At 65.0% G+C, this 23,518-nt stretch carries 23 protein-coding genes; 9 read left to right on the forward strand and 14 right to left on the reverse strand.

Features of this window, described 5'->3' with window-relative positions; genetic code table 11:
• Nucleotides 1–21 precede the first annotated feature (21 nt).
• Genes AB4059_RS00230 through AB4059_RS00240 form a run of 3 tightly spaced genes read right to left on the reverse strand, consistent with a single transcriptional unit; the run spans nucleotide 22 to nucleotide 1,411 of the window.
• Nucleotides 22–696, reverse strand: coding sequence for an aquaporin (locus AB4059_RS00230; RefSeq protein WP_498975483.1), 675 nt, complete (start codon nucleotides 694–696; stop codon nucleotides 22–24).
• A complete protein-coding gene (locus AB4059_RS00235) occupies nucleotides 693–1,076 on the reverse strand; it encodes an arsenate reductase ArsC (RefSeq protein WP_498975485.1) in 384 nt (127 codons plus the stop codon). Before AB4059_RS00235 ends, AB4059_RS00230 begins: the two co-directional genes overlap by 4 nt.
• Nucleotides 1,073–1,411 (reverse strand): ArsR/SmtB family transcription factor, encoded by a 339-nt coding sequence (locus AB4059_RS00240; RefSeq protein ID WP_498975487.1) that lies wholly within the window; start codon nucleotides 1,409–1,411, stop codon nucleotides 1,073–1,075. The genes AB4059_RS00235 and AB4059_RS00240 overlap by 4 nt, the downstream gene beginning before the upstream one ends.
• A gap of 176 nt (nucleotides 1,412–1,587) precedes the next feature.
• Between AB4059_RS00240 and AB4059_RS00245 the strand changes: the two genes are divergently transcribed.
• From AB4059_RS00245 to AB4059_RS00280, 8 genes are all read left to right on the forward strand, one after another.
• Complete coding sequence (locus AB4059_RS00245; RefSeq protein WP_498975489.1) at nucleotides 1,588–2,073, forward strand: VOC family protein; 486 nt, start codon at nucleotides 1,588–1,590, stop codon at nucleotides 2,071–2,073.
• A gap of 31 nt (nucleotides 2,074–2,104) precedes the next feature.
• The gene (locus tag AB4059_RS00250; RefSeq protein WP_498975491.1) at nucleotides 2,105–2,920 is read left to right on the forward strand and encodes an MEDS domain-containing protein; all 816 of its coding nucleotides are present in this window, start codon (nucleotides 2,105–2,107) and stop codon (nucleotides 2,918–2,920) included.
• 69 nt (nucleotides 2,921–2,989) lie between these two features.
• Nucleotides 2,990–3,268 (forward strand): hypothetical protein, encoded by a 279-nt coding sequence (locus AB4059_RS00255; RefSeq protein ID WP_498975493.1) that lies wholly within the window; start codon nucleotides 2,990–2,992, stop codon nucleotides 3,266–3,268.
• A 195-nt stretch (nucleotides 3,269–3,463) separates the two neighbouring features.
• The gene (locus AB4059_RS00260) at nucleotides 3,464–6,112 is read left to right on the forward strand and encodes a S8 family serine peptidase (RefSeq protein ID WP_498975495.1); all 2,649 of its coding nucleotides are present in this window, start codon (nucleotides 3,464–3,466) and stop codon (nucleotides 6,110–6,112) included.
• A gap of 9 nt (nucleotides 6,113–6,121) precedes the next feature.
• Entirely contained in the window at nucleotides 6,122–6,898 is a 777-nt protein-coding gene (locus AB4059_RS00265; protein WP_498975497.1) for a uracil-DNA glycosylase family protein, read from the forward strand.
• Nucleotides 6,899–6,902: 4 nt separating this feature from the next.
• Nucleotides 6,903–8,513, forward strand: a complete 1,611-nt coding sequence (locus tag AB4059_RS00270; RefSeq protein WP_498975499.1) for an amidohydrolase family protein — start codon at nucleotides 6,903–6,905, stop codon at nucleotides 8,511–8,513.
• Between the two features lie 139 nt (nucleotides 8,514–8,652).
• Nucleotides 8,653–11,859 carry a hypothetical protein gene (locus tag AB4059_RS00275; protein ID WP_498975501.1) on the forward strand — a complete coding sequence of 1,069 codons (3,207 nt, stop codon included), beginning with the start codon at nucleotides 8,653–8,655 and terminating at the stop codon, nucleotides 11,857–11,859.
• 10 nt (nucleotides 11,860–11,869) lie between these two features.
• Entirely contained in the window at nucleotides 11,870–13,330 is a 1,461-nt protein-coding gene (locus tag AB4059_RS00280; RefSeq protein ID WP_498975503.1) for a M15 family metallopeptidase, read from the forward strand.
• Between the two features lie 12 nt (nucleotides 13,331–13,342).
• Here the strand turns inward: AB4059_RS00280 and AB4059_RS00285 are convergent, their stop codons facing one another.
• The 9 genes from AB4059_RS00285 to AB4059_RS00325 form a co-directional block, all read right to left on the reverse strand.
• Nucleotides 13,343–13,885: a DUF4136 domain-containing protein gene (locus tag AB4059_RS00285; protein ID WP_498975505.1), complete on the reverse strand. Its 543-nt coding sequence runs from the start codon at nucleotides 13,883–13,885 to the stop codon at nucleotides 13,343–13,345.
• 105 nt (nucleotides 13,886–13,990) lie between these two features.
• On the reverse strand, nucleotides 13,991–14,458 hold the full coding sequence (locus AB4059_RS00290; protein ID WP_498975507.1) for a Pycsar system effector family protein: 468 nt from the start codon (nucleotides 14,456–14,458) through the stop codon (nucleotides 13,991–13,993).
• Between the two features lie 123 nt (nucleotides 14,459–14,581).
• Nucleotides 14,582–15,811 (reverse strand): epoxide hydrolase family protein, encoded by a 1,230-nt coding sequence (locus AB4059_RS00295; RefSeq protein ID WP_498975509.1) that lies wholly within the window; start codon nucleotides 15,809–15,811, stop codon nucleotides 14,582–14,584.
• A gap of 185 nt (nucleotides 15,812–15,996) precedes the next feature.
• Nucleotides 15,997–16,473 carry a hypothetical protein gene (locus AB4059_RS00300; RefSeq protein ID WP_498975511.1) on the reverse strand — a complete coding sequence of 159 codons (477 nt, stop codon included), beginning with the start codon at nucleotides 16,471–16,473 and terminating at the stop codon, nucleotides 15,997–15,999.
• 142 nt (nucleotides 16,474–16,615) lie between these two features.
• Nucleotides 16,616–16,963, reverse strand: a complete 348-nt coding sequence (locus tag AB4059_RS00305) for a hypothetical protein (RefSeq protein ID WP_498975513.1) — start codon at nucleotides 16,961–16,963, stop codon at nucleotides 16,616–16,618.
• 724 nt (nucleotides 16,964–17,687) lie between these two features.
• Nucleotides 17,688–18,155, reverse strand: coding sequence for a DUF4019 domain-containing protein (locus tag AB4059_RS00310; protein ID WP_498975516.1), 468 nt, complete (start codon nucleotides 18,153–18,155; stop codon nucleotides 17,688–17,690).
• A gap of 255 nt (nucleotides 18,156–18,410) precedes the next feature.
• Complete coding sequence (locus AB4059_RS00315) at nucleotides 18,411–18,917, reverse strand: hypothetical protein (protein ID WP_498975518.1); 507 nt, start codon at nucleotides 18,915–18,917, stop codon at nucleotides 18,411–18,413.
• Entirely contained in the window at nucleotides 18,914–19,198 is a 285-nt protein-coding gene (locus AB4059_RS00320; protein ID WP_498975520.1) for a hypothetical protein, read from the reverse strand. The genes AB4059_RS00315 and AB4059_RS00320 overlap by 4 nt, the downstream gene beginning before the upstream one ends.
• Nucleotides 19,199–19,272: 74 nt before the next feature.
• A complete protein-coding gene (locus AB4059_RS00325) occupies nucleotides 19,273–19,611 on the reverse strand; it encodes a low molecular weight protein tyrosine phosphatase family protein (RefSeq protein ID WP_498975522.1) in 339 nt (112 codons plus the stop codon).
• Between the two features lie 156 nt (nucleotides 19,612–19,767).
• Here AB4059_RS00325 and AB4059_RS00330 point away from each other — a divergent pair, with 156 nt between their 5' ends.
• The gene (locus AB4059_RS00330) at nucleotides 19,768–20,133 is read left to right on the forward strand and encodes a hypothetical protein (protein WP_498975523.1); all 366 of its coding nucleotides are present in this window, start codon (nucleotides 19,768–19,770) and stop codon (nucleotides 20,131–20,133) included.
• Between the two features lie 146 nt (nucleotides 20,134–20,279).
• On the opposite strand, the gene AB4059_RS00335 is transcribed toward AB4059_RS00330, so the two are convergent.
• Nucleotides 20,280–20,882, reverse strand: coding sequence for a DUF938 domain-containing protein (locus AB4059_RS00335; RefSeq protein ID WP_498975525.1), 603 nt, complete (start codon nucleotides 20,880–20,882; stop codon nucleotides 20,280–20,282).
• A gap of 57 nt (nucleotides 20,883–20,939) precedes the next feature.
• Nucleotides 20,940–23,372, reverse strand: coding sequence for an FG-GAP-like repeat-containing protein (locus AB4059_RS00340; RefSeq protein ID WP_498975527.1), 2,433 nt, complete (start codon nucleotides 23,370–23,372; stop codon nucleotides 20,940–20,942).
• Nucleotides 23,373–23,518 lie beyond the last annotated feature (146 nt).

Consider the following 23,518-nt stretch of genomic DNA (forward strand, 5'->3'; position numbering starts at 1 on the left):
CATCTCCCTTCCCAAGGGGGATCAATCGCGCAAAGCGCGATTGAGGGGGATCAAGCTCGCCGCGACCCCAACCGCCACCCCCATCCCGATCACCTGCGCCACCACGAACCCCGGCACGTCCATCATCCGGATCCCCGCGAACGATTGCGTCAACCCGCGCGCCACCGTCACCGCAGGATTGGCGAACGACGTACTGCCCGTGAACCAGTAGGCCGCGAAGATGTAAGCGCCGACCAGCGCGGGCACGGCCGCAGGCCGATGCGCCATGCCGAGCAGGATCGTGAGCAACAGACCGAACGTCGCGACGCCTTCGCTCAGCCATTGCCCCGTGCCGGTGCGCACATGCGTCCCCGGTTGCAGCAAGGCCTGGTCGAACATCGCATGCGCGAGCACGACGCCGAGGATGGCCGCGATGACTTGCACGGCGATGTAGGCGAGCGTGGTTCGCGTGTCGATCGCACCGCGCAGGCGCATCGCGAGCGTCACTGCCGGATTGAAATGCGCGCCGGAGATCGGGCCGAGAATCACGATGAGGACGTAGAGGATCGCGGCGGTCGCGCTGGCGTTGGCGAGCAACGCAATGCCATCGTTTCCCCGCGACAGCGCCACGCCCATGATCCCGGAGCCGACGACCGTCGCCAGCAACGCGGCCGTGCCGAGACCTTCTGCCAGCAGCGCACGAGGCAAGTGGTTCACAGCGACGCCAGCAATGCACGCACGCGCGCCGCGATGTCGTCGCGCACCGCGCGATAGCCGGCGTCATCCATGTGCTTGGGATCGGCCAGCGCCCAGTCTTCGCGCCGCTTCGCCGGCACCCAGGGGCATTCGTCGCCGCAACCCATCGTTACTACTGCATCGAACGCGCCCTCGATGTCGTCCAGGGATTTCGAACGATGCGTGGAGAGGTCATAGCCGACTTCAGACATGAAGCGCACCGCTTTCGGATTCACGACGCCCGAGGGACGCGACCCTGCACTCTGCGCATCGACGTCGGCACCGCCGAGCATATGCGCGAACGCTTCCGCCATCTGGCTGCGGTTGGAATTCTCGACGCAGACGAACAAAACGCGCTTCATGGCTTGCGAGTGCTCTTGCGTGGCTTGCAGGCGGAAGACACCGGATCGCACGCGCCCGATCCGGCGCAGCAGTTTTCGGTGAGGTAGGCGATGAGATGGTTCATGCGCTCGTAGTTCGCACGCACGCGGATGACGCGGCCTTCGCGCTGGTCGAGCACCAGGCCGGCCGAGCGCAGCACGTTGAGGTGCGCGGTGAGCGTGGCGGGCGGCAGGTCGAGGTGTTCGCGCAGTTCTCCCACGGGCAGTCCGTCCGGCCCGGCTTCGACAAGCCGCCGGAAGGCACGCAGTCGCGATTCGTGGCCGAGCGCGGCCAGGCAGGCGAGGGAGGAGGGCATTTCCACAATTCCAATATTATGGAAGTGATAAGCGGCGTCAAGCACGAGCCCGATTCGCGCGGTGCGCGTTGGCTCCTTTTCTTGAAGGGTCCGCCGGCGGATGCGGACCTTTAACCGTTTCCTTATCGCGCTCACAGTAGGTTCGGCGTTTCGTCCACTCCCCCGGAAGGCAAGCCATGACCCCCAAGATCCAGCCCTGCCTGTGGTTCGACAAGAACGGCGAAGAAGCCGCGCGCTTTTATGCCGACACCTTCCCCGACACGAAGATCGACAACATCGCGCGCGCGCCGGGCGACTATCCCTCCGGCAAGGCCGGTGACGCGCTGGTCATCAACATGACCATCTTCAAGATGCCTTTCATGCTGTTGAACGGCGGGCCGCAGTTCAAATTCGATGAAGCCGTGAGCTTCCAGGTCGCCACCGACGACCAGGCCGAAACCGATCGCTATTGGAACGCCATCGTGAACAACGGCGGGCAGGAGAGCGAGTGCGGGTGGTGCAAGGATCGCTTCGGCCTGTCGTGGCAGATCACGCCGCGGCGCCTGACCGACTTGATGAGCGAAGGCGGCGAAACGGCCAAGCGCGCCTTCGAAGCGATGATGACGATGAGGAAGATCGACATCGCCGCCCTGGATCGTGCGGTTGAGGGTGTCAAAGCCTGATACCGAACCGAATCGGGCCTACACTGGGCCGATGAAAATCGACCAATACCCGAACCCGACCCTCCGCCAGAAGTTGTCGGTCGCGGGTATCCCGGAGTCGGAGCACGCCCTGGAGTCGCTGCTGACGCGGCTCTCGGAGCTCGACGCGCCGCTGTTGCATGGGCTGTCCGCCGACATGACCGCCGAACTGCTGCTGTATCTGATCTCCAAGGGCATGGTTTCCGTGCCCAAGGAAAGCGGCAAGGCGCTGCTCGACCTGCCGTGGGGCTCGCACGTCTGCCAGTTCTACGAAACCAAGCAGGACCAGCTCGACATGCTGGTGCCGTACTTCAAGCAGGGGCTGGAACGAAACGAAGCCTGCGCCTGGCTGGTCGGCGACCTGACGGTCGATGAAGCGCGCAATGCGCTCGCCGCCGCCGTGCCCGATCTCGCCGATCGCATGGCCAAGGGGCAGATGCAGATCGTGCACTACGCCGAGTTCTACACCGATCCCAACGGCACGGTGAAGGCGCCCGAACAGCTGAGCTACCAGTTCGCCGCGCTCGGTGCGGCCGCCAAGAGCGACGGTTACCAAGGGCTGCGCGCGTCGGGCAGCGTGGCGTGGGTGAAGGACGCGGCGAGCATGTCGCGCTTCATGGCTTACGAAACCCGCGTCAACGTCGCGATCCAGGACGCCAAGATCATGGCCGTCTGCACGTACCCGGCCGAGTCTGCTTCCCTGTGCGCGTGCCGGGAGCTGATTCACAACCACGGCAACTTCTTCGTCAAGCGCGGCGAATGGGTGCACGACAAATCGCGCGACGCCGAGCGGATCGAAACAGTCTTCACTGCGCTCGCCGGGGCCTGAGCGGCGTTCACCGCACGACGCGCCCCGCGTCGGTACCTTCGACGGGTTCGTTCGCGAAGGGAGACCGCCATGACGTCGGATACCAAGACCGCGCTGGACCACGTGCACGACACGGTGCTGCAACTCAAGGAGATGCGGCACTACGCCAAGAACAACGTCGAGATGCTGACGACGCAGTGGCTGTTGTTCGATGGCGAGCTGTCCAAGCTCAAGCGTGCGTCGCGTTTCGAAGACCTGATGACGCGGCAGGGCGAGTTCTACGACGCAGTTGAAGCTGCGATCACCGATCTGGAAGAGCTCGCCGTGCAATTGGCGCCGCCGCCCGAGGAAGGCGCCGCGCAGGCGTGATCCTCGCGCAATGCGTGCCGTGCGCGCGTTGTCGCGCGCACTGTTGAATTCCGGTCACGCATGCGATGCCGGTATCCCCCGGCATTCATCCGCCCAACGGTCGCGCAAGCATGGCCGGCGTTCGCCGGTGTTACGCGTTCGGCCTGAGTGAACCAAGCACGAGCCGCGCCACCGCGCGGAGAAGCGAGGATCACGATGGCTGCGAAGAAGCGGGCGAACAAAACGGCGCGGAAGCAGGCGCGCACGGCACGGCCGGCGAAGAAGACGCAACGCGCGAAAGCGATGCCGCTTCCGGACTTCGGTCCACCGAATGTCATCGAGTTCGAGCCGCTGTTCGATGCGGGCAGGGCGAGCAAGGCCGTCAAGGAAGTCGGCGCCGATCCGACCAAGGCCCGCACCGCGGTCTACATCCACGGCATCGGCAATCATCCCGAGGAACAGGTGCTCGTCATCCGATGGGATCGCGCGCTGTTCGGGAAAGACATGGGCGATCGCACGCGCATGGCCTATTGGGTCAATCGCGCGCGGTATCCGCAACCGTCCAGTTGCGATTGCATCGACCCCAAGTGCGCCTGCCACGATCCGGAAGAAGCCTTCCGCACGAAAAAGGTGCTCGCCGTCGGCACGCCCGATCCGCAGCACGAACTCGATGAAGCGGTGAAGGCGATCACCTCCGATCCCGCGCAGCAGGAATTCCTGCGCCAGATCGGTTCGCAGATGCTGGATCGCGCCGAAGAAGAGGCGGCCTCGCAATCCAGGGGCAATGCGTTGACCTTCGAAGCGGTCGGCGGAAGCAAGGGCGTCTACGGCCTGCAGACCAAGGGCTTCGGCGATGCGCTGTTGCGCAAGTTGACCGACCTGATCACCGGCATGGCGCTGCCCGACGTGCAGGATTTCCTGTTCGAATGGGATCACCGCAAGCAGATGGAAGACATCTTCCTGCAGCGCCTGGCCAGCGGTGGCGCGCCCTTCATCGTGGTCGCGCACAGCCAGGGCACGATGATCGCCTACGACGTGCTGCGCCAACTCAGCAAGGCCCAGGCGGACGTGCGCCTGTTCGTGACGATCGGCTCGCCGCTCGGGCTGCCGCCCGTGCGAACGGTCTTCGAGAAATGGACGAAGCAGAAGAAGTTGCCGTTCCCGCCCTGCGTCACCAAGTGGGTCAATGTTGCGAACACCGGGGATGTCGTCGCGTTCGACCCGAACCTGACCGACGACATCGGGCCCGTGCCGGCTGGTGCCTCGTTCGAGAATCACCAGATCACCCGCGCCGAGCGCGACGCCAATCCGCTGTTCACCGGCAACGCGCATTCGGCGATGGGCTACCTGTCCACGCCCATCGTGCGGCAAACCGTGTACGCCGCCGTCGGCCGCGACTTCGCCAGCAGCATGGCGAACCAACGGATCATGTCCGACCTGGTCGAGCGCATCGAAACCAAGGACGAGGCCTACCGCCACCCGGTCATGATCGAGGTGATGGACCTCAAGGACAAAGGCGAGAGCACCATCGAAGCCGGCCGCCTTGCGATCGACGCGCGGCTGCGCGCCTTCGCCAAGCGCAGCAAGACCAACATCGACCTGCTGCAGATCCAGCATCACATGCGTTTTCTGTCGGCCAAGTTGAACCGCTCGGAGATCGAGGTCCTGCGCACCGAGTTCAACGGCCTGCAGATCAACCGCGTCTGGCAGAACGCGCAGAAGAAGGCGCTGATCTGTCGTTCCGCGCAGATGGTGCAGGCCGCGCCGGCGCACCAGGCGTATTCCGCGCATGGCCACGGCATCGAATGGGCGTTGCTCGACACCGGCATCAACCACCTGCATCCGCACTTCGCGATGCACGAGAACATCGCGAGCCTGTGGGATTGCACGGACAGCAAGCGGTCGGGCAACGGCGTCAATCAACCGGTGGGGGGGTTCGTCACCTACGACAAGGGAAAACCGACGCTGCCGGCAGGTGCGGACGGCTTCATCGATGCCTTCGGCCACGGCACGCACGTGGCCGGCATCATCGCCGGCGAGTTTCCGCACCCGCTTGAAGACGAAAAGGAACTCCTCACGTTCGCCGGCATGGCGCCGCGCGCGAAGTTGCATTCGTTCAAGGTCCTGAACAACAGCGGCGAGGGCGAGGATGCGTGGATCCTGATCGCGCTGGACAAGATCGCGCAGATCAACGAGCAATCGCAGGAGCTTCGTATCCACGGCGTCAACCTGAGCCTGGGCGGCAACTTCGACCCGAGTGTCTTCGGATGCGGGCATACGCCCTTGTGCATGGAGTTGCGCCGTTTGTGGCGCCAGGGCGTGTTGATCGTGCTGGCCGCCGGCAACGAAGGTTTCACCGTGTTGCAGACCTTGAACGACGGCCCATGGCAAGCGAACCTGGATCTGTCGATCGGCGACCCGGCCAATCTCGAGGAATCCATCGCGGTGGGCTCGGTGCATCGCACCAATCCCCACACGTATGGCGTGAGTTATTTTTCTTCGCGCGGGCCGACCGCCGATGGACGGCTCAAACCCGACGTCGTAGCGCCCGGCGAAAAGATCCTGTCGGCGCGCGCGGACTTCAGGGATCTGCTCCCGAAGGGCATGACGCCCGGAAGTCTCACGCCGGCCCAGCTGAAGAAGCTGACCGCCGAACAGCTCTACGTCGCCGAATCCGGAACGAGCATGGCCTCGCCGCACGTCTCGGGCGTGCTTGCCGCGTTCCTGTCGCAGCGTCGGGAGTTCATCGGCTATCCCGATCGCGTGAAGCAGATCCTGATGGAGCAGTGCACCGACCTGGGGCGCGATCCCTACGCGCAGGGCAAGGGCATTCCGAACCTGGTGAAGATGCTCGCAAGCACCTGAGGCCACCGCATGATCGAGTTCGACAAGGGTCCGACGCAACGCTTCGCGAAGCTGTTCGCGGCATGTCCGGATTACGGCGCGTTGAAGCCGCACTTCTGGTACGACTGGGGGCCGGTGTTCTACCGCGGTCGGCTGGATGGCTCGGCGCGTGTGTTGTGCATCGCCTCCGACCCGGGCGCCACCGAACGCATCGCGGCGCGCACGCTGGTCGGCGATGCCGGACAACGCGTGCAGGGCTTCCTGCGCAAGCTGGGTTTGACGCGTTCGTATCTGTGCCTCAACGCCTATTCCTATGCGTTGATTCCTTCGCAGGCGAGCGCGGGCGATGCGCTCCTCGACGACCCGGTGCACAAGAAGTGGCGCAATCGCGTCTTCACCGCGGCGCACACGCCCAAGACCCAGGCGATCGTCGCCTTCGGCGAGCAGGCGCAGCGCGCGGTCGCTCTGTGGACAGGCAAGGGCACCACGCCGGTGTTCGAACTGCCTCATCCCAGCAGCCACGACGAAACCAAACTGGCCACGCAATGGCGGCAGGCGGTGATCGACCTGCGCGGCATCGTGACGCCCGACGACGACGGCGAAACCGGCGTCGCCAATTACGGCGCGGCCCTGGGCGAGAGCGACTACACGCCGATTCCGCGCCGCGACTTGCCCTATGGCGTGCCCGCGTTCCTCGGCGACGATGCCGCGGGCCGCACGTCCACGCCCGCGCACCGATCCAGCGTGTCGCGCCCGAGTCCGGACGATCGGCACACGCTGATCTGGATCGCACCGACAGGCGCCTGACGTCGTGGCCGCGACCAAGCTTCATGCATTGCGCGGCCGCATCGTCACGATGGATCGCAAGCGCACGGTCCTGGCCGACGGCGTGGTTTACGTGCGCGGGGATTCCATCGCCGCCGTCGTGCCGGCGAGCGCGCCGCCACCGGACGACTTCGCGAAAGTGACGCCGCAAAAGACGAACGGCACCGTGTACCCCGGGCTGATCGACCTGCACAACCACCTGGCCTACAACATCCTCACCCTGTGGGACGTGCCGAAGCTGTACACCAACCGCGATCAGTGGGGCGACCACCCCGACTATCGACGCCTGATCAGCGGGCCGCTGAGCGTGCTGGGCCGCACGAAGGGTTATCCGGAAGCCATCGCGCGTTACACCGAATGCAAATGCCTGCTGGGCGGCGTGACCACATCGCAGGGCATCAAGCTCGCGAGCAACAGCGGCATGAGCACGTTCTACAAGGGCTTCCTGCGCAATCCGGAAGTCTCCGATGGCGAGGGGTTCCCCGCGGCGCATGCGCGCATCGCCGATGTCGCGGCGCACGATCGGGAAACCTTCCTGACGCTGCTGAAGCATTCGTCTTCGGTGTTGCTGCACTTGAGCGAAGGCACGGATGCCCGCGCCCGCGCGCATTTCGAATCGCTGTGTCCCAAGGGTGTCGAACCCGCGCTGGCGCCGTCGCTCGCGGGCATCCATTGCGTCGCGCTCAAGGCCACGGATTTCCGGCGGATGAAAGCCAAGGGCGCCTCCATGGTGTGGTCTCCGCTGAGCAACCTGTTGCTCTACGGACAAACCGCCGATATCGCAGCCGCGAAGAAAGCGGGCGTGCGCATGGGGCTGGGCGCGGACTGGGCGCCCAGCGGCAGCAAGAACCTGCTCGGCGAAATGAAGGTGGCCTACCAGGTCGCCAGGCACGCCGGCAACGTGTTTTCCGATGCCGACATCGTCGCGATGGCGACCAGCAACGCCGCCGGCATCATCGCCTGGGACACGCGCGTGGGCAGCCTGGAAGCCGGCAAGCGCGCCGACCTGATCGTCGTGCGCGGGCACGATAAGCCGCCTTACCTGCAACTGCTGGACGCCAACGAAACCGACATCGTGCTGGTCCTCATCGATGGTGTGCGTCGTTACGGCCTGCGTCGCCTCATGGGCAGTGCCGCGAAAGGGGAAACGTGCAAGGTCGGGGGTAGCCCGCGCCTGCTGGATTTGTCCGGCGTCACGACCGCGCCCTTGAAGCCGGTGTTGTTGAAGGCTGCGACGAAAACCTTGCAAACCGGGTTACGCGACCTGGTGAAGCTCGCCGAACAACTCGAACATCCACGATCGGTGCGCGCACTGGCGCAGGTGCAACCGGAGTGGACGCTCGAGCTCGAGGAAGAGGAGCCCGCGGGCACCTCGCTGCGTCCGCGCTTTTTCGACGAAGGGCAGGGCGTTGCGATGCCCAAACGCGCGCTGGGCATCGAAGCGTTGGGCAACGTCGTGCTTTCCGAAGTGCTCGCGCCGATGACGCTCGACAAGCTGACTGCGGTCGACGACAAGGCCTTCGTGAAACAAATCACGAGCCACCCCAACGTGCCGAAGGCCATCCGAAATCGCCTGGCGAAGGCATTCGCGCGCTGAGGCGCGGGGTGCAACGGCGATACCACGCGTCTCTGGAGAGACCGCGCGTCACTACCGTTGGTCCAATTTCGTGGCCGCTGGCCGCATCCGGACGCGTCGTTTGCCAGCAGGTGCGCAATGCAGAGGAAGCGTTCGTGTCATGCGCGGGTGGTTTCACTGCTCAGTTGCGGTGTGCAGCGTGTTGGCGTTGCTGGGGTGGTGCGGCGACGCGCGCAGTGCGGCGAAAGTGGCAGTACCGATCAGTGTCTCGGCGCCGGCGACAGCCAAGGTCGCGGGACCCCAGGACAGCACGGGGAAAGACTACTTCGCAACGACGCCGCAATTGGCCGATCCGCTGCGTCCGCTGGCGAGCCTGTCGAGCGGATACGCCAATGTGCGCGCACTCGTGGCCACGATCCCCGACCCGACGGAAACGCACCTGGGGCGTTCGTTCGACATGGCGCTTGCGGCTTCGATCAGCGCGTTCCAGTCCCAAGGCTATGTGCTGGATGGTTACGCCTTTCCCTGGCGGCCCCTCGCGCCACTCAAACCGGGCGCGCAGGAGCAGGACGAACCCGACGACGCGCGCGCGTATCGCAGGACCCCCGGCGTGCTCCGGTTCCGCCGCGATGTCTGGCGTTCTGCGAATGCCCACGGCGCGGTCCCGCGCTATGCAATCGTGTTCCTGGTGGGAGAGTCGCCCAGCTATGGCGTGCAGCGCGGCGCGTTCGGCGTGGCGGCGCGGTGTGCCATCAACCTCAACACGTTCGGATCGGTACCCGTCGCGACGCTCCGCATCAACGAGCGATGCGACACCGCGCCGACGCAGCGGCGCACGGCGATGCTCGACGTACTCGGCCCCTCGTTCTCCGGATCGATGCAATCGCTGTCCCTGGCGATCCAGGCGCTTCGCAACGGCAACGATTTCTCCAGCCTCGACGTGCTGCTGTTGAGCCCATCGGCCACGGTCTCCTCGAATCTGTTGATCGACAACCTCGACACGACCGATCCCCGACAGCCGCACGCGCAGGGCACCACCACCTACGTCCCGGTCGCATGGCCGATCAAGGAACAGTACAAGGCCCTGCGCAGCTATCTGTGCAGCTTGCCGGTGCGCGCGCACGAGCGGAAGGTGATCATCCTCGCCGAGGAGTCGTCGTTCGGGCGCGATGCCGAGCAAGTCGCCGGCCTGAAACGCCGGTGCTCGGAGGATGAGCGCTCGGGGGCCTTCAGCGTCAGTGTTCGCTCGTTTCCGCCGAACATTGCCTCGATCCGCGCCGAGCACTCCCTGCAGCGCGACGCGGAGGAGTCGAAGGTGCCGGGCATGTCGAATGCGCGCGGGCGCCTGCTCGAGCTGGACATGACGTCGGCGCGCGAAGGGATGGATCGCCCGACTGTCTACGAACCAAGCCTGACATCGCGCTCCGACGAACTCTTGCTGTTCAGCATGTTCGATACGCTCCGCAACCACGTGCACCCGGACGTCGTGGTCATCGTCGCCACCGATGTGCGCGATCGCCTGTTCCTCCTCAGCCACGTGCGGCAAGGACTGCCGGACGCACTGCCGGTGATGATGGAACTGGATTTCCTCGCGATCCATCCCGACTACCGCAGGAGCAGCCGCGGTGCGGTCTTCGTTCCGGCCGGCGACGCCATCGTCTGCACGGACGCAGCGGCGAGGCTGGCCGCCTGCAAGCGCGCGAAAGGTTGGCCGCGCACGTACTCGTTCGCGACCGACTATGCCGCCAATGTGTTCCGCTCCACCTCGGTCCTGCTGCGTTGGCACGAGGCAGGCAGCACGCCCAACGCGGGCTTCTTCCGCTTCGCCGCGCCGGAGCTGTGGTTGACCTCGCGCAGCGCCCCTTGCCTGTACGTCGCGACGCTCGCGGGTTTCCAGGAACTGGATTTCCCACCGCTGGAAGGTGCGACGCTGCGATGCCGCAACCAGGTAAGCGCGGGCGAATTCCCGCGAAGTGCGATGGCTGCGGCCGAAACGCGCGTGGCCGCGCAAATGCCGGCGTTCGTCGCCCTGGCCTTGTTGTCGGCGTACTTCATGTTGGTGTCGCTCTGGATCCTCGCCGACGGCGGCCGCGGCAGGGTGTTCCTGTCTGCGATGCGCTACGTGGTCCTCGATGGCCGGTGGCTCAAGGGGGCGTGGGATCGGCTGCGCCCGGGGACCGGCATGAAATCGCAGTCGCCGGCGCAACCCGCAGTGCAGGCGACGAACAACGCGGCGACTGCATTCCTGTCGCCGGACCGGGTGCGGGTGCTGATGCTGCTGTTGTGGCTGGTTTCGTGCACCGCGCTGAGCATCTCGCTCAAGCGGCTCATCGAGGTGATCGACGGCGACAAACAACTGGCGCATGGACGCGACCTCCATGCACTGGTCGCCATCTGGCTGCTCTACATGTGCGTGTGCATCCTGGGCTTCGCGCGGCTCAAGGTCGCCGACCATCGGCTCGGTAAATACGTGGCCCAGTTCGTGAAGTCCATCTCGCGGCCCGACCCCTACAAGCACCCCACGCTCGCGTGGTTCCTGCCCGTCATCATCGCCGTCATCGTCCTGCTCGTCGCCTTCCGCCAGAACATCTTCCTGTTGTTCGAACTCAATTCGAGCAGCCTGCCCCTGAGCGTCGATTCGGGCCTGCCCTGGTTGGTCGCGCTGCTGGTGCTCGCCTTCGGCGTCGCATTCCTCGTCAATGCCGCGCGGCTGGCGCGCCTGCTTTGCCGCATCACGCTGTTCGTGTCCGGGGCGACGCCGGGAATTCGCGCCTACCTCGGCGAGAAGGATTGGCCCGCACCGCAAGTCATCCACCAGGTGCCGCAGACGCCGTTCAACCTTAGCCTCAATCGGGTGAGCGACGTCGACGCGCTGTCGTACGCCGCGCCGGACGCCTGGGCTGTCCTGACGTGCCAGCTCGTGGATCGCAGCGCGAAATCGATGGGGCGCGACGGGCACCTTCCGCCCAGGCGGTTCGAAAAATGGCAGGCCCAACTGGTGGCGGAACTCAAGCTCTACGTCGTCGCAATGCGGACCTGCGTGTGGTGCGCGATGTTGGCGCCGATCGCCGTGCTCATGGCGATGTCCACCTATCCGCCGCTGCTGGAACCGCGCATGACGATGATCGCGATCGTGCAGCTGGTTGCCAGCTTCGGTTACGGCGTGTACCTGGTGCTGTGCCTGGAGCAGGACCTGATGCTCGGCCCGATGTTCACGCGCAGCGGCGACCACCTGTCCTTCGGCGGCAGTCTGCGGGCCCTGTGGCCGAAGTTCCTCGCGATGGGCGTGGTGCTGGTGCCACTGGTGATGCCGGATATCTGGCGCTGGTTGCTGGACATCGTGCGTTCGATCAACTCCTTCACCTAGGAAAACGAAGATGCCCAAGAACACCGCGCAACTGCGTCGCGCCTGGAAAGCCTTCGAATGCGAAGAAGGCGACATGGTGCTGATCCCGTTCGGCCCCGACAAAATCCGCGTGGCACCCCCGACGACGCAGGCATTCGAAGCGCTCGCCGCCGTGTTGCACCACCACGGTTACACGGTGCGCACGCAGGACACCGACAGCTACAACTGCCGCGCGATCACCGGCGGCACCGGCAAGAGCCTGCACAGCTACGGCATCGCGCTCGACGTGAACTGGGAAACCAATCCCTACAACAACCACCCCGGCACCCGGCAGGTGCGTTATTCCAACAAGGAAACGCAGGCGCTGCGCGCGCTCGATGTCCGCCACGGCGTGGCCGATACCGACATGACCAAGGCGATGATCGACGACGTCCGCAAGATCCGCACGCGCGCGGGCGTGGCGGTCTTCGAATGGGGCGGCAGTTGGAGCGATCGCAAGGATTGCATGCACTTCGAGATGGATGTCTCGCCGGAAGAACTGGCGGTCGGCCTGGATCCGGATTCGGTGGTGGGCCTGGCCGAGTATCTGGCGAGTCTGCACCTGCCTGCATTCGACACACCGGCGAGCGTTGCACCGGCGCAACCGGCGATCCTCGACCGCCAGGAAGTGATCGCGCGCAGTGGCCTGCGATTACGCAGTGGACCCTCGGCGGACAGCGACGTCATTCGCGTCGTGCCGGCCGGCACGCAAGTAAACGTGCTGGCGCGCCAGGACGGTTGGGCCCTGGTCGATTTCCTCGGCGACAGCCTTGCCGACGGCTTCATGAGCGCCGCGTTCCTGCGGCCCGTCGGCGAGGCATCGCACGCGAGGGAAATGGCGGAGCGGGGCGTGGGGATCGCGCACGCGGTGGGCGACATCACCGGCAGCGTGACAGTCGATCGGGTCGCGACGATGTTCCCGCAGACACGCAAGGCGAACATCGAGGAACACCTGCCGTCGATCCTCGCCGGCTTGCGCGACTGCGGACTCGGCGATCGCCAGATGGTGCTGATGGCCTTGTCGACGATCCGCGCCGAATCCGAAGGCTTCCGCCCGATTTCGGAAGGCATCAGCGGCTTCAACACGAACCATCAACCCTTCGATCGCTACGAACCGGGCACCAGCGCCGGCAATCGCGTCGGCAACACGCACGCCGGCGACGGTGCGCGCTTCAAGGGCCGCGGTTTCGTGCAACTGACCGGGCGCGAGAACTACGGCAAGATCGGTCGACAGGTGGGCGTGGATCTGTTGAGCGATCCCGAACGCGCGAACGACGGCCCGCTTGCGGGGCGCATCCTCGCGCAATTCCTCAAGAACAACGAATCGCGCGTGCGTGCGGCGCTTGCAGCGGGCGACCTGCGGACGGCGCGCAAATGCGTCAACGGTGGCTCGCACGGGATGGAACGCTTCAGGAGCGCATGGGAACTCGGCGAGCTCGCGTTTCCAGGGTGAAGCCTGGCTCGCTCAGGGCGGCGGGAACTTCGCGAACATCTGCGGAATGACCGTCGCGATCGCCGCATCGATGCCTTCCGGCGAGTTCGGCACATCGCCCGAGGCCGTCGCGCGCCAGATCGCCTGCTTGGTCTTGGCATCGAACATGTCGATGGCCAGCGCGCCCACGATCTTCGAATGCGGGCGTGATGTCCCGGTGCTCGTTCCGATGCCGCCACCACTGCTGCCGCCCCAACTGCCGAGCCCGAAGCCGAAGGACGTGTTGCTGTAGCTGACTTCCTCACGCGCGTCCCACTTGCCCAACAACGCCACATCGCCATCGGCCGTGCGTTGCCAGCCCTTCGCCGCGAGTTGCGCATCGATCGCGCGCACGAGCTTGTCGCGCACGAGCGGCGATTGCGTCTCGGGTTCCTCGACCCAGGTGTAGGTGCGATAGCGCGCGAAGTCCACGCCGGCGGCCTTGTCGGTCTGCACGACGGGCTTGCTGCTGGCGCAGGCGGCGAGAAGCAGGAGGCAGAGCGCTGCGGTGGTATACGCGGGGAGTCTGCGGTTCATGGCCAAATCCTCCGGTGACGCTCGGCAGGGGAATCTCAGCACCTGCCTTGGGGGGATTCCATTGGCCCTTGGGCTATGCGGTTCAGCGGGGGGAGCGGAACCGCGTCACTTCGCCAGATAGGCGATGGCAAGCACGACGCAGGAAAACGAGAGCAACCACAGCGCCATTTGCACCCGCCGCGTCTTCTCCACGAGCACACCGCTCAGGTTGAAGTTCTGCCGCGCGTATTCGAGGCCGACGGCGTCGTCGTCCAAAGCGGCGACCGATTTCCAGTACTCCGTCGGTGAGGCGAAGTTGCGGATATCGAACCAGAACAGATGGCCGTTGCTGAAGCGCGGCGTCCGGGGATAAAGCACGCTCCCCGCGACGATGGCTGCCACGACGGACAGCGCACCGCCGACCAGATGCCAAGGGGCGCCCAGGTGGCTTGCAGCAGGGGAGGTGACGAAGCCGACGATCACCAGCGACGCCGCGGCGATCGCGGCCGCCTTCGTGTCGATGACCAACACGTAGTGGTTCAAATACTGGTTGACCGCCTTTCCAAGGCGCTCGTCGACGCGTTCCTTGTCCATGCCCCGGCCCCCGGTTTTTCGCGGGAGTGTACTCCGGCCGCTTCTGCGCGCCAGGCGGGCGGGGAAGCTACTTGCAGCAGGCCTGGCCCTGTTGCATCGGCGGGCGGGCGTCGGTCGGCACGGCTAATGCAAGGTCTTGAACGCCGCCCGCATCTCCGACGCGAAAACCAACGGTTCCTCCCATGCTGCGAAGTGCCCGCCCTTTTTCGCTTCATTGAAATAAGTCAGGTTCGGATAGCCGCCCTCCGCCCAGCGCCGCGAGGGTTGGTAGATCTCGCCGGGAAAGACGGTGAAGCCGGTCGGAATCGTGAATTTCTTCGGGCCGAAATACGGGGGTTTGTTCTCCCAGTAACTGCGCGCAGAGGAAACGCCGGTGTTCGTCAGCCAGTAGAGGGTGATGTTGTCGAGCACGTCATCGCGCGTCAGGCGTTCGGCCGGCTGTCCTTCGGTCGGCGTGCGCATCGCGGCGAGCACCGTGGCCGCCGGTTGGTCGTCGCCGTCGCCATGGTCGATCAGCCAGGCCGCGAGGGAGACGGGCGAATCCGCGTTTCCATACAGCGTCTGCGGGCGCGTGGCCATTTCGATCGCGTAGGCGGCGTTCTTGACGAAGAAGCCTTGCAGCTTGGCGAGCGCGCCGCGTTCCTGGTCGGTGATATCCGATGGCGGCGGTGCGCCGGCCTGGATCGTGTTCGACACGTTCTCCGGAAGCGCGAACAGGAAGTTGGTGTGGATGCCCACGAGTTCCTTGGGCGCCTCCACCGCCATGGCGTCGGTGATCTGCCCGCCGACGTCGCCGCCCTGCGCCACGAAGCGCGTGTACCCCAGGCGCCGCATCAACGCGATCCACGCACGCGCCATGCGGGCATGGTCCCAGCCGATCGCGGACGGTTTGCCCGAAAAGCCGTAACCGGGGATCGAAGGAATCACGACGTCGAACGCGTCTTCCGCGTTACCGCCGAAGGCCGTGGGATCGGTGAGCGGCCCGATGAGCTTGATCTGTTCGAGGATCGAGCCGGGCCAGCCATGCGAAATGATGACGGGCAGGGCACCCTTGTGCTTCGAGCGCACGTGGATGAAATGGATATCGAGCCCATCGATCTGCGTCATGAACTGAGGCAGCGCGTTGAGCTTGGCTTCGCACTTACGCCAGTCGTAGCTGTTTGCCCAATAGCGCGCCAGCTCCTGCAGCGGTGCGAGCGGCACGCCCTGCGAGGTGTCGGCGACGGTTTCGTTCTCCGGCCACCGTGTCGCATTGATGCGACGCTTCATGTCGGCCAGTTCGGTATCCGAGGCCTGGTAACGAAACGGGCGAATGGTGTTGTCGGCCCCGGTGGGGTTGGCTTGTTGTTGCATGGCCGCTCTCCTGTCTGAGAAAGACGGCCACGACCAATGGGGCGAAGGGACGTCAAACAGGAACGATCCACTTTCTGAGGCGCGGCATCCATCGCCTGCTGGGGGCACAAGCGACTGCATTCGCAAACGGCCATAAGCGGTACGCGTCCGCTCCAATGCTGGTTGTTGCTTTGCGAACTTGAGACCTACAAACGACCCGTTTCGAACGAGCGCACCCAGCCAATGGCGCTCACCACGCGACCCGCTTCGAACGTGAACTCCAGGCGGGACAGCTGTTTGCCCTTGCCATCGATGAACTCGACTTCGACCTTGCGCTTCGAGCAGGCACCTGCCGGCATGTCCATGTAGTCCCATCCGAGAAAGCGATACGTGTCTGCCTTCATCTCTCGCGCAAGCGCGCGGGCGCCGTCGACTCCCGTTCCCAAGGGACGGCCCACGTCGCCTGCGCCAAGATTGAATATTGCGGATGGGGCGACCATCGCCGCGAGCCCGTCGTCCGGGTTTGCCGCTCGCTTGACGACTTCAACCGCACGAAGGCTCAGGAATCGATTCAGTTCGCGCGCGCCCGTGATTTCCGGCAGGCCGCATTCGGAAGGCGCTGCGAATGCGGGCGTTGCGGCCAAAGCCAAGCCGATGCAAATGAACCATTGATGCATTTTCATCGGCAGAGAATGCCGAGAAATTCCGACAACCGCAATGGATTGGAGCGGGCGCTTTGCAGCGAACCTAATGCCCTCGAAGGGCGCCAGTGAACCTGCCTCGGCGATCGTAGAAATACAGGTCGTCCGCATCAGAGGAGTTTGATCATGGGCACTCAGCTTGGAGACCGGAAACGTTCGTGTACAGCAGCGTGCGGCAGGACTCGAACACAGGTAGCAGCACATGTTGACGCCAGTCTGCTGTTGCCGGAAACGCGGCGATCATCTCCGACTCCAGCAGGTCGAATCCGGGCTGCTCCTCACTGACCGAAATGGTTTGGCCGTTGAACGAGAACTCCAGGAACGCCTCGTCCGTGGTGAGGAGATCGATCTTGTAAGCCCAGATTTCTGAAACGGTTTGCCAGGCGACAGAGGTCGGGCCGACGGTGAACGCGGAAGCATTGACTGCGATCGGAGGAAGCCCAGGTTCTGACCGCCTGGAGAATCGCGCCATCAGATTCGAGATTGTCCCCATCTGTGTGTGATCCAATCGCCGGACTGGTTCCGAGTTTAAGTAACCTCTGGGCTCACTGCGCGCAGCCAATCCCATCCTATCCAATGAAAAGACTCTTGGTCTGTCTCGTACTCGGGATCGCGACGATCGTCGGCGTCTCCCTCCTGCCACCCACGCAGTGGGCTTCGGCGGCAGGGGAGGCGATGTCACTTCCTGGCGCGGCACTGTCGTCCCTGGCGTGGCCGGACGGCACCCATTCCGATTCGCCCCTGGCTTTCTTGGTTTTGACGTATGCCCTGAATCTCGCGATCTTCTCAGCGTGTTGGTATGTGCTGGTTAGCGCCGCGATGGCCGTCAAGCGCAGACGCGAGGGCGGCGGCGACACGTGGATATAGGTCGCGGTGGGATGTTGGTCAGCGCGCTGGACCGTTCCTTGGAGACTCAAGCCGAACGTGCTCGTCGACGACAGTAGACATGTGGTTGCCCACTGGCGCGTACTTTGGATCGGAATGCGCGAACGGATTGGAATCTATCCATTCCACGAAAACCGATGTGGCAGCCAGTATGTTGTCCCTGACGACCCACTGAACAAACTCAGGGTCGATATCGAGGTGTTCCTGCGTGTCACCGAGCATGACGACTCTGGCTCGCTCGTCCCCTCGCGGTGTCGGGACGGTAACGATGTCACCGAGGCGTACTTCCGAACCATCGTGGTATTTCATGCCTAGAGCAACTTCTGGTTCTTCAAAGCCCAGTAGCCGGCCAGACGCCACTCGCCGCGCTCGAAGGTGAGCACGACCTGCTCTTCGACGCCCGCTACCCTCGAAAAATCGGTTCCATAGAACACGACGCCATATTGCCCAGGCGGAGCGCCTTCGAGGGACTGCGGGAACGCATAGCCCTTGATGGTTCGGGATTTCGGCACACCGAACATGGCCCGGGATGTACGGACCCCCATGGTGAATCCTGAGAATGTGGCCGACTTCTTGAGTGATGTTCCACCAGCGTCCCAGACGCTGTTCCATTCTTCTGCATCGACGTGCGCAAGGACCGCCGACGCAGCAGCGCGAACGGCAGCCTGCTCCGATTTTGTGCCGCTTCGCGGTTGTGTCTGTTCGCCCGTGCCCGTGTTGAACTGGACCGTACATCCAAGCAACGCGGCGGAAAGGACAAGAAGGATTGCAACTCTCATTCGGTACGAAACGACCTGGGATGGATTGGTGGTGGCGTGCGGCTAAGCTGCCGACCTTTTAGCGTTCCGGCAGATGGAACGCAAACGGGGCGCGTGGTCACCCGGTGACTTATGGCAGCGTTCGGCCGGAAGCGGACATTCGTCATGGTCTCCGACGCAGTTCGAACGCGAGCGCGAACCGGGCCGGGAAATAGAGCATTCCCAGCGCCAACGCGACTGCACCAAGCGCAGGAATCCGAGATTTCATAAGTGCCCCTAGGCGCAACCATCGACGTACTCGATCGCCTCGCGCTTGCCTGCATACCAGCGTACGACACGCGCGCCGTCGGTCTCAAAGCGGATAGCGAGGCGGCCGTCGGGGGACGTCAGCACCATGTAGTGCCAGTCGGGCCCGTTGTAGAAATGCGGCGATGTCTCGATACCCGGATACAGGGCGCGCAGTTCGGACTCCGTGGTGCCGACATGCGCGCCGGAAATGGTTGCGACCGTCTGGGTGTCGACATCGATTCGTGCAAGGCGGCCATCGATGATCATGTATGCGACGCCCTGCGAAGTCCCTTCGGGAAGCACGTAGGTGCATCCATCGCTTTCGGCGCCAGGGATTTGATCGACCAGCCTGGCGCCCATCGCCTCCTGCAAGCTTGCGCGCGTCATGCCGATGCGCGCCGGTCCGTAGCCTGAAGAACCGATGCGCTGTTCGGCGGCGTTGGCTGAAAGTACGAAAGCCATCAGCGTGAGCAAGGGGAGCAGAGTGGAGCTCATTCCGATTGACTCTTGGCTTGAACGGACTGTGCTTGCTCCACGAGTCCGGCAACGTCCGATTGCGTCGACGCTTTGATCTCGTCGTATGCGGCCCGGGTGGCCGACTCCTTGCCGGTCCCCTCACCGTGCACCTGCACGTCTTCCCCGGGCTTTACGTACAACATGAAAACGAAAGGAAAGGCCGGACTGCCTTCGTCCGAAACGATGACGACGGAACGAGCGTCATTGCATGCGTAAACGAGCCACGCGGTTTCACCGTAGGTCTTGTGCAGCGGGCCCACGTCAGCAAAATCTGCATGGCATCTCCCCGTCAGCTTTCGAGCTTATGCAAGGCAAGTGCGGCGAACAAGGGAGCCTATCCCTGGTTCGATGGCAAAAACCGCGTCACCTTCTGCCGAAGCACCTGGACCAGCTCGGGATCCATGTAGTCGTACTCGTCCGGGATATCCAGGCAGATGACGCGCTTTCCGCCCAGGTGCGGGCGGAACTTCGTGGAGAGCTTGATGCGGTGGGTCTTCTCCATGACGAAGATCATGTCCGACCACGCAAGCAGCTCCGGGGTGACGGGATTGCCGGCCTCGTTTCCAAGGCCGGCCGACTGCGTCTCGATGCCGGGCCAGTCGGAAAAGACCTGCTCGGCCGTCGGGCTGCGAAGGCGGTTTTGCGTGCAGATGAAGAGAATGTTTTTGAACAAGGCCGATCCTGCTTCCGGGGTTTCAGGCCAAGGCCAACGATGGCCTTCGCTTTGGACTATCGCCACAGTTTGCCAAGCCGACGGGGACTACCGCACCCACCCGCCAGGAGGCATGATCGCCCGACGCGTGTGGGGACACGCAGAAGGGGCAGGGCCGTGACCCATATCGTCACGATGCGCGAGGGCTGGATCGAACTGCGCTACACCGGCGTGGTGGATTACGCCGCGCGCATGGCCGCACTCGATGCTGTCGCCACGATGGTCGGCGAGAGCGGCGTCCGCCGCATCCTGGCCGATTACACCCGTGCGACCTTCGGCGACGCGGGCGACAGCGCCGGCCGGCAGGACTACCTGTCGAAGGCCATCACCGCCGCGACCCTGAAGGAAGCCGACGTCGCGCTGATCGGATTGCCGCCGGAGCACGCGCGCGCCGCCGAACTCGCGGGCGTGGTGCGCAACATGCGCGTGCGGAGTTTCGAGGATGAAGCGTCGGCGTTGGCTTGGTTGATGCCGGCGGGGTAGGGCGAACCCGACGTCCCGCATTCAAGCGGAGGCGACAACACGCCATCCCCGGTTTGCAGACTACCGCAAGCCCCGGTTCCACTAGAACATCGCGCCACTCGCGGCGAAATGCAGAATGGCGAACAACGCCATGAGCAGACTCGCGATCACAACGGCCGGCGAGCTTGCCACACAAGGCAGCGGTTGTTCGCCGGCATGGCCACGTCATCGACAGCGTGCAGGCCCGCCTGCGCGGCGAGCGCCTGCACCGCTTCGAGATCGCGGATGCCGGAGCGGGGATCGCGCGCTTTCAGCCAGCCATCGAACTCGCGGTTGCTCTCACTCGTGTAGGTGCCGCCCGCGTTGAAAGGCCCGTACACGACGAGCGTGCCGCCCGCGGCGAGCACGCGCCCGACACCAGCGAAGAAGGCTTCGACGCCCGCCCAGCCGACGATGTGCAGGATGTTGGCGCTGAACACCGCGTCGTACGGGCCGGTCGGCCATGGCCCGCACACGTCGAGCGCGAGCGGCGGCGGCGTGTTGGGCAGGCCGGCTTCGTCCAGCCACTGCCGGATGCCGGGCAGTTGTGCCGGCAGATCGGCGCATTGCCAGGACAACCACGGCATCGCGGCGGCGAAATACACCGCGTGCTGCCCGGTGCCGCTACCCACCTCGAGCACGTTGCGGCGATCGGCGAACTGCGTGCGCAGCACCCCGAGGATTGGATCACGATTGCGCTCGCAGGCGGGCGCGAAGGGCTTGGCGTCCATGCCGCAAGCATGCCGCATGCAGGGGCTGCATCATGTCGAGCGCTCCAATGGCACGCCTCAAAACCACGAAACAAAGGCGCGCCAAGCCAAGCGCAACGTAACAACGGAAAGCTGGAACTGCCGCTGCGCCACCTTCAGGAAGGATTGCGTCGCGCGCCACACCGCGTTGTCCGCGGGCGAGGCCTGCTGCGCCTGCAGGGCAGGGGACCTGGCGTGCGGCGGCAGGGGCGAGTCGGCGCCGCGCGCGCCGAAGTGCGGCGTCGTTCCGGTCAGCGTGCGCGGCCCACAGCGGATGCCGCGGTACAGCGCCCATCCTGCCTGTGCGCCCGCGGTCACGATGTCGTTGCAACCGTCTCCGTCCACATCGCCGATCGCCATGACGGGATACCGCGACGATGCATCGTAGGGCACGGCGTAATGCGCGGGTGCGGCGAGCACGCCTGCGTCCTGTGCGCGGTAGGCGAAGCTCGCGCTCTCGACCAGGTCCGTCGACAGCAACACGTCGTCGTCGCCGTCGCCATCGAAGTCGCTGGCGTAAACCCGGTCGTACTGCGGAGCACGCGGGGCGGCGACGGGAGGGAGTTCGACGTATCCACCACTGGCGTCGCGCATCAGGAACGCTGTGTACGACGACACGCCGACCGTCGCGAAGTCGATGCGGCCATCGCCGTCGAAATCCCCCGCGGCCAGTTTCTGCGGAGCGTCCGATGCGGGGAAGCGCGGCTGCGACCGGAAGCCGTCGCTGCCGTTGCTGTAATCGATCTCGACGCCTTGCTCCATCGTGCCGGCGACGGCATCGAAATGGCGATAGAGGCGAGCGATGTCGGGCAGGCCGTCCCGATCGGCGTCGACCACCACGAACGGCAACGTCACCCCGGTGGCGTACAACACCCGTTGGCGCGCGATCCCGCCGGTGCCGTTGCCGTAATACACGACCAACCCGCCGGCATCGTCGGCCGATACGACCGGCGCGGTGCGCGCGACGATGTCCGTGCGGCCATCCCGGTCGAAATCCATCGCCGCCAGTTGCACATGCAGGCCCTGGCCCGCCGGTCCGACGACTTCCACGCCGGCGGCGAGGCCGTTGGCGTTGCCGAGGAAGACCATCAGTCCGCGATGCGTGCCGACGACGGCGTCCTGCTTGCCGTCCTTGTTGAGGTCCGTCGTGGCGATGCTGCTGCCGCTGCCGTTCGACGAGGGGGGATAACGGGAACACGTGGGCGTGGCGAAGTTCCGGTTCGACTGCTGCAGGTACACGAGCACGCAGAAATCGAGCGGCGGGACCGGTTGGTTCCCGCTCCACCCGGAAACAATGAGCACGTCGTTGCGGCCGTCGCCATTGACGTCGGCGATCGCCGCGTCCATCGGCAGGTTGGACGGGCGCATCTGCCGCGCGGGGGCGAACGCCCTCGCGCTCGGCGGAAAGGCGCCGGGCGCGCTCACGGGCGTGATCTTGCGCACGCGCACGTTGCCGTCGTCGAGGACATAGGTATTGCCCGCCGGGTCGGTTGCGATGCGCGCGATGCTCCCGTAGTTCGCGTACAGGGCAGGCACGTTTTCGCCGGGGTCTCCGGGGAAGCCGTCGGCGGTGTAGCTGTTCGCGAAATTCTTCAGCACGCCGCGCGGGTCGACCAGATATGCGCTGAACAGACCGGCGACGACGAGATTCCCGGACGCGTCGATGGCGACGCCGCGCGGCGTGTCCACCCGGAAGTCGCCGGCGAGCGGATCGTTGTCGTAGCGCGTGCCGGTGACGTGGTCGATGCCACCGCCGGGCGTGATGCGCCGTACCGTCTGTTGGTCGACGAAGAACACGTAGCCGCGTGGGTCGACGGCCAGTGCCCTGACCTGCATCCCCGCCTGCAGGGCGTAGCCACCATCGCCCGTGGTCGTCGGGCTTCCGGTCCCCGCGATGCGGCGCACGGTGCGATCGGGATCGATCCGGTAGATCCGGTTACCCGTCGCCGCGTACACCGCGCCCCGTGCATCGACCGCCAGGGCGGTCACGCCGGCGAACGGCGTCGCGAGCGCAGGGCCCTCGACGATCGGCGTGTAGTCGCCGTTGCCGGCGAAGACCTCCGGGACACCGCCGGGGGGAACGCGCCACACCCGCGAATTGCTGGACAGATAAACCGTGCCATCGGCGGCCGCCGCAACCGCAAAGAACAATTCGTCCCCGATCTGGGCACGGGTGGCGAAGGTCCAGAGCATGCCGTTGGCATCCACGCGCACCACGCGCTGCTGCGTGACCTGCGTCTCCACGATGTAGAGCGAGCCGCCGCCGAACGCCAGGTCGACGACCCCGTCGAGCTTGGCCTGGCGCGCATCGATGCCGCTGCCGGGGTTGTCGCCACCGCCAGCGTACGTCGTGACCAGCGGCGTCGTCTCCGCCGCGAAAAGCTGCGCCGGCACCCAGGCCGCGAACAGCACGATTCCGAACAACAGCGCGCGCACCTTCCGGCGGCTCGCCTGGCGGCAATCCTTCGACATTCCCTTGCTCCCCCGAGTCCCCGCGCGACTATAAGGCGAAATGGCAGGCTGAACCATTCACCGATCTGCCTTCAGCGGAGTTCAAGAAACGCGGCGCCCGGTCGATGTAGCCCTCGCGGCCCATTGCAAACGCAGTGGGCCGAAGG

The sequence above is a fragment of the Lysobacter sp. 2RAF19 genome (assembly GCF_052115395.1).
GTDB lineage: Bacteria > Pseudomonadota > Gammaproteobacteria > Xanthomonadales > Xanthomonadaceae > Noviluteimonas.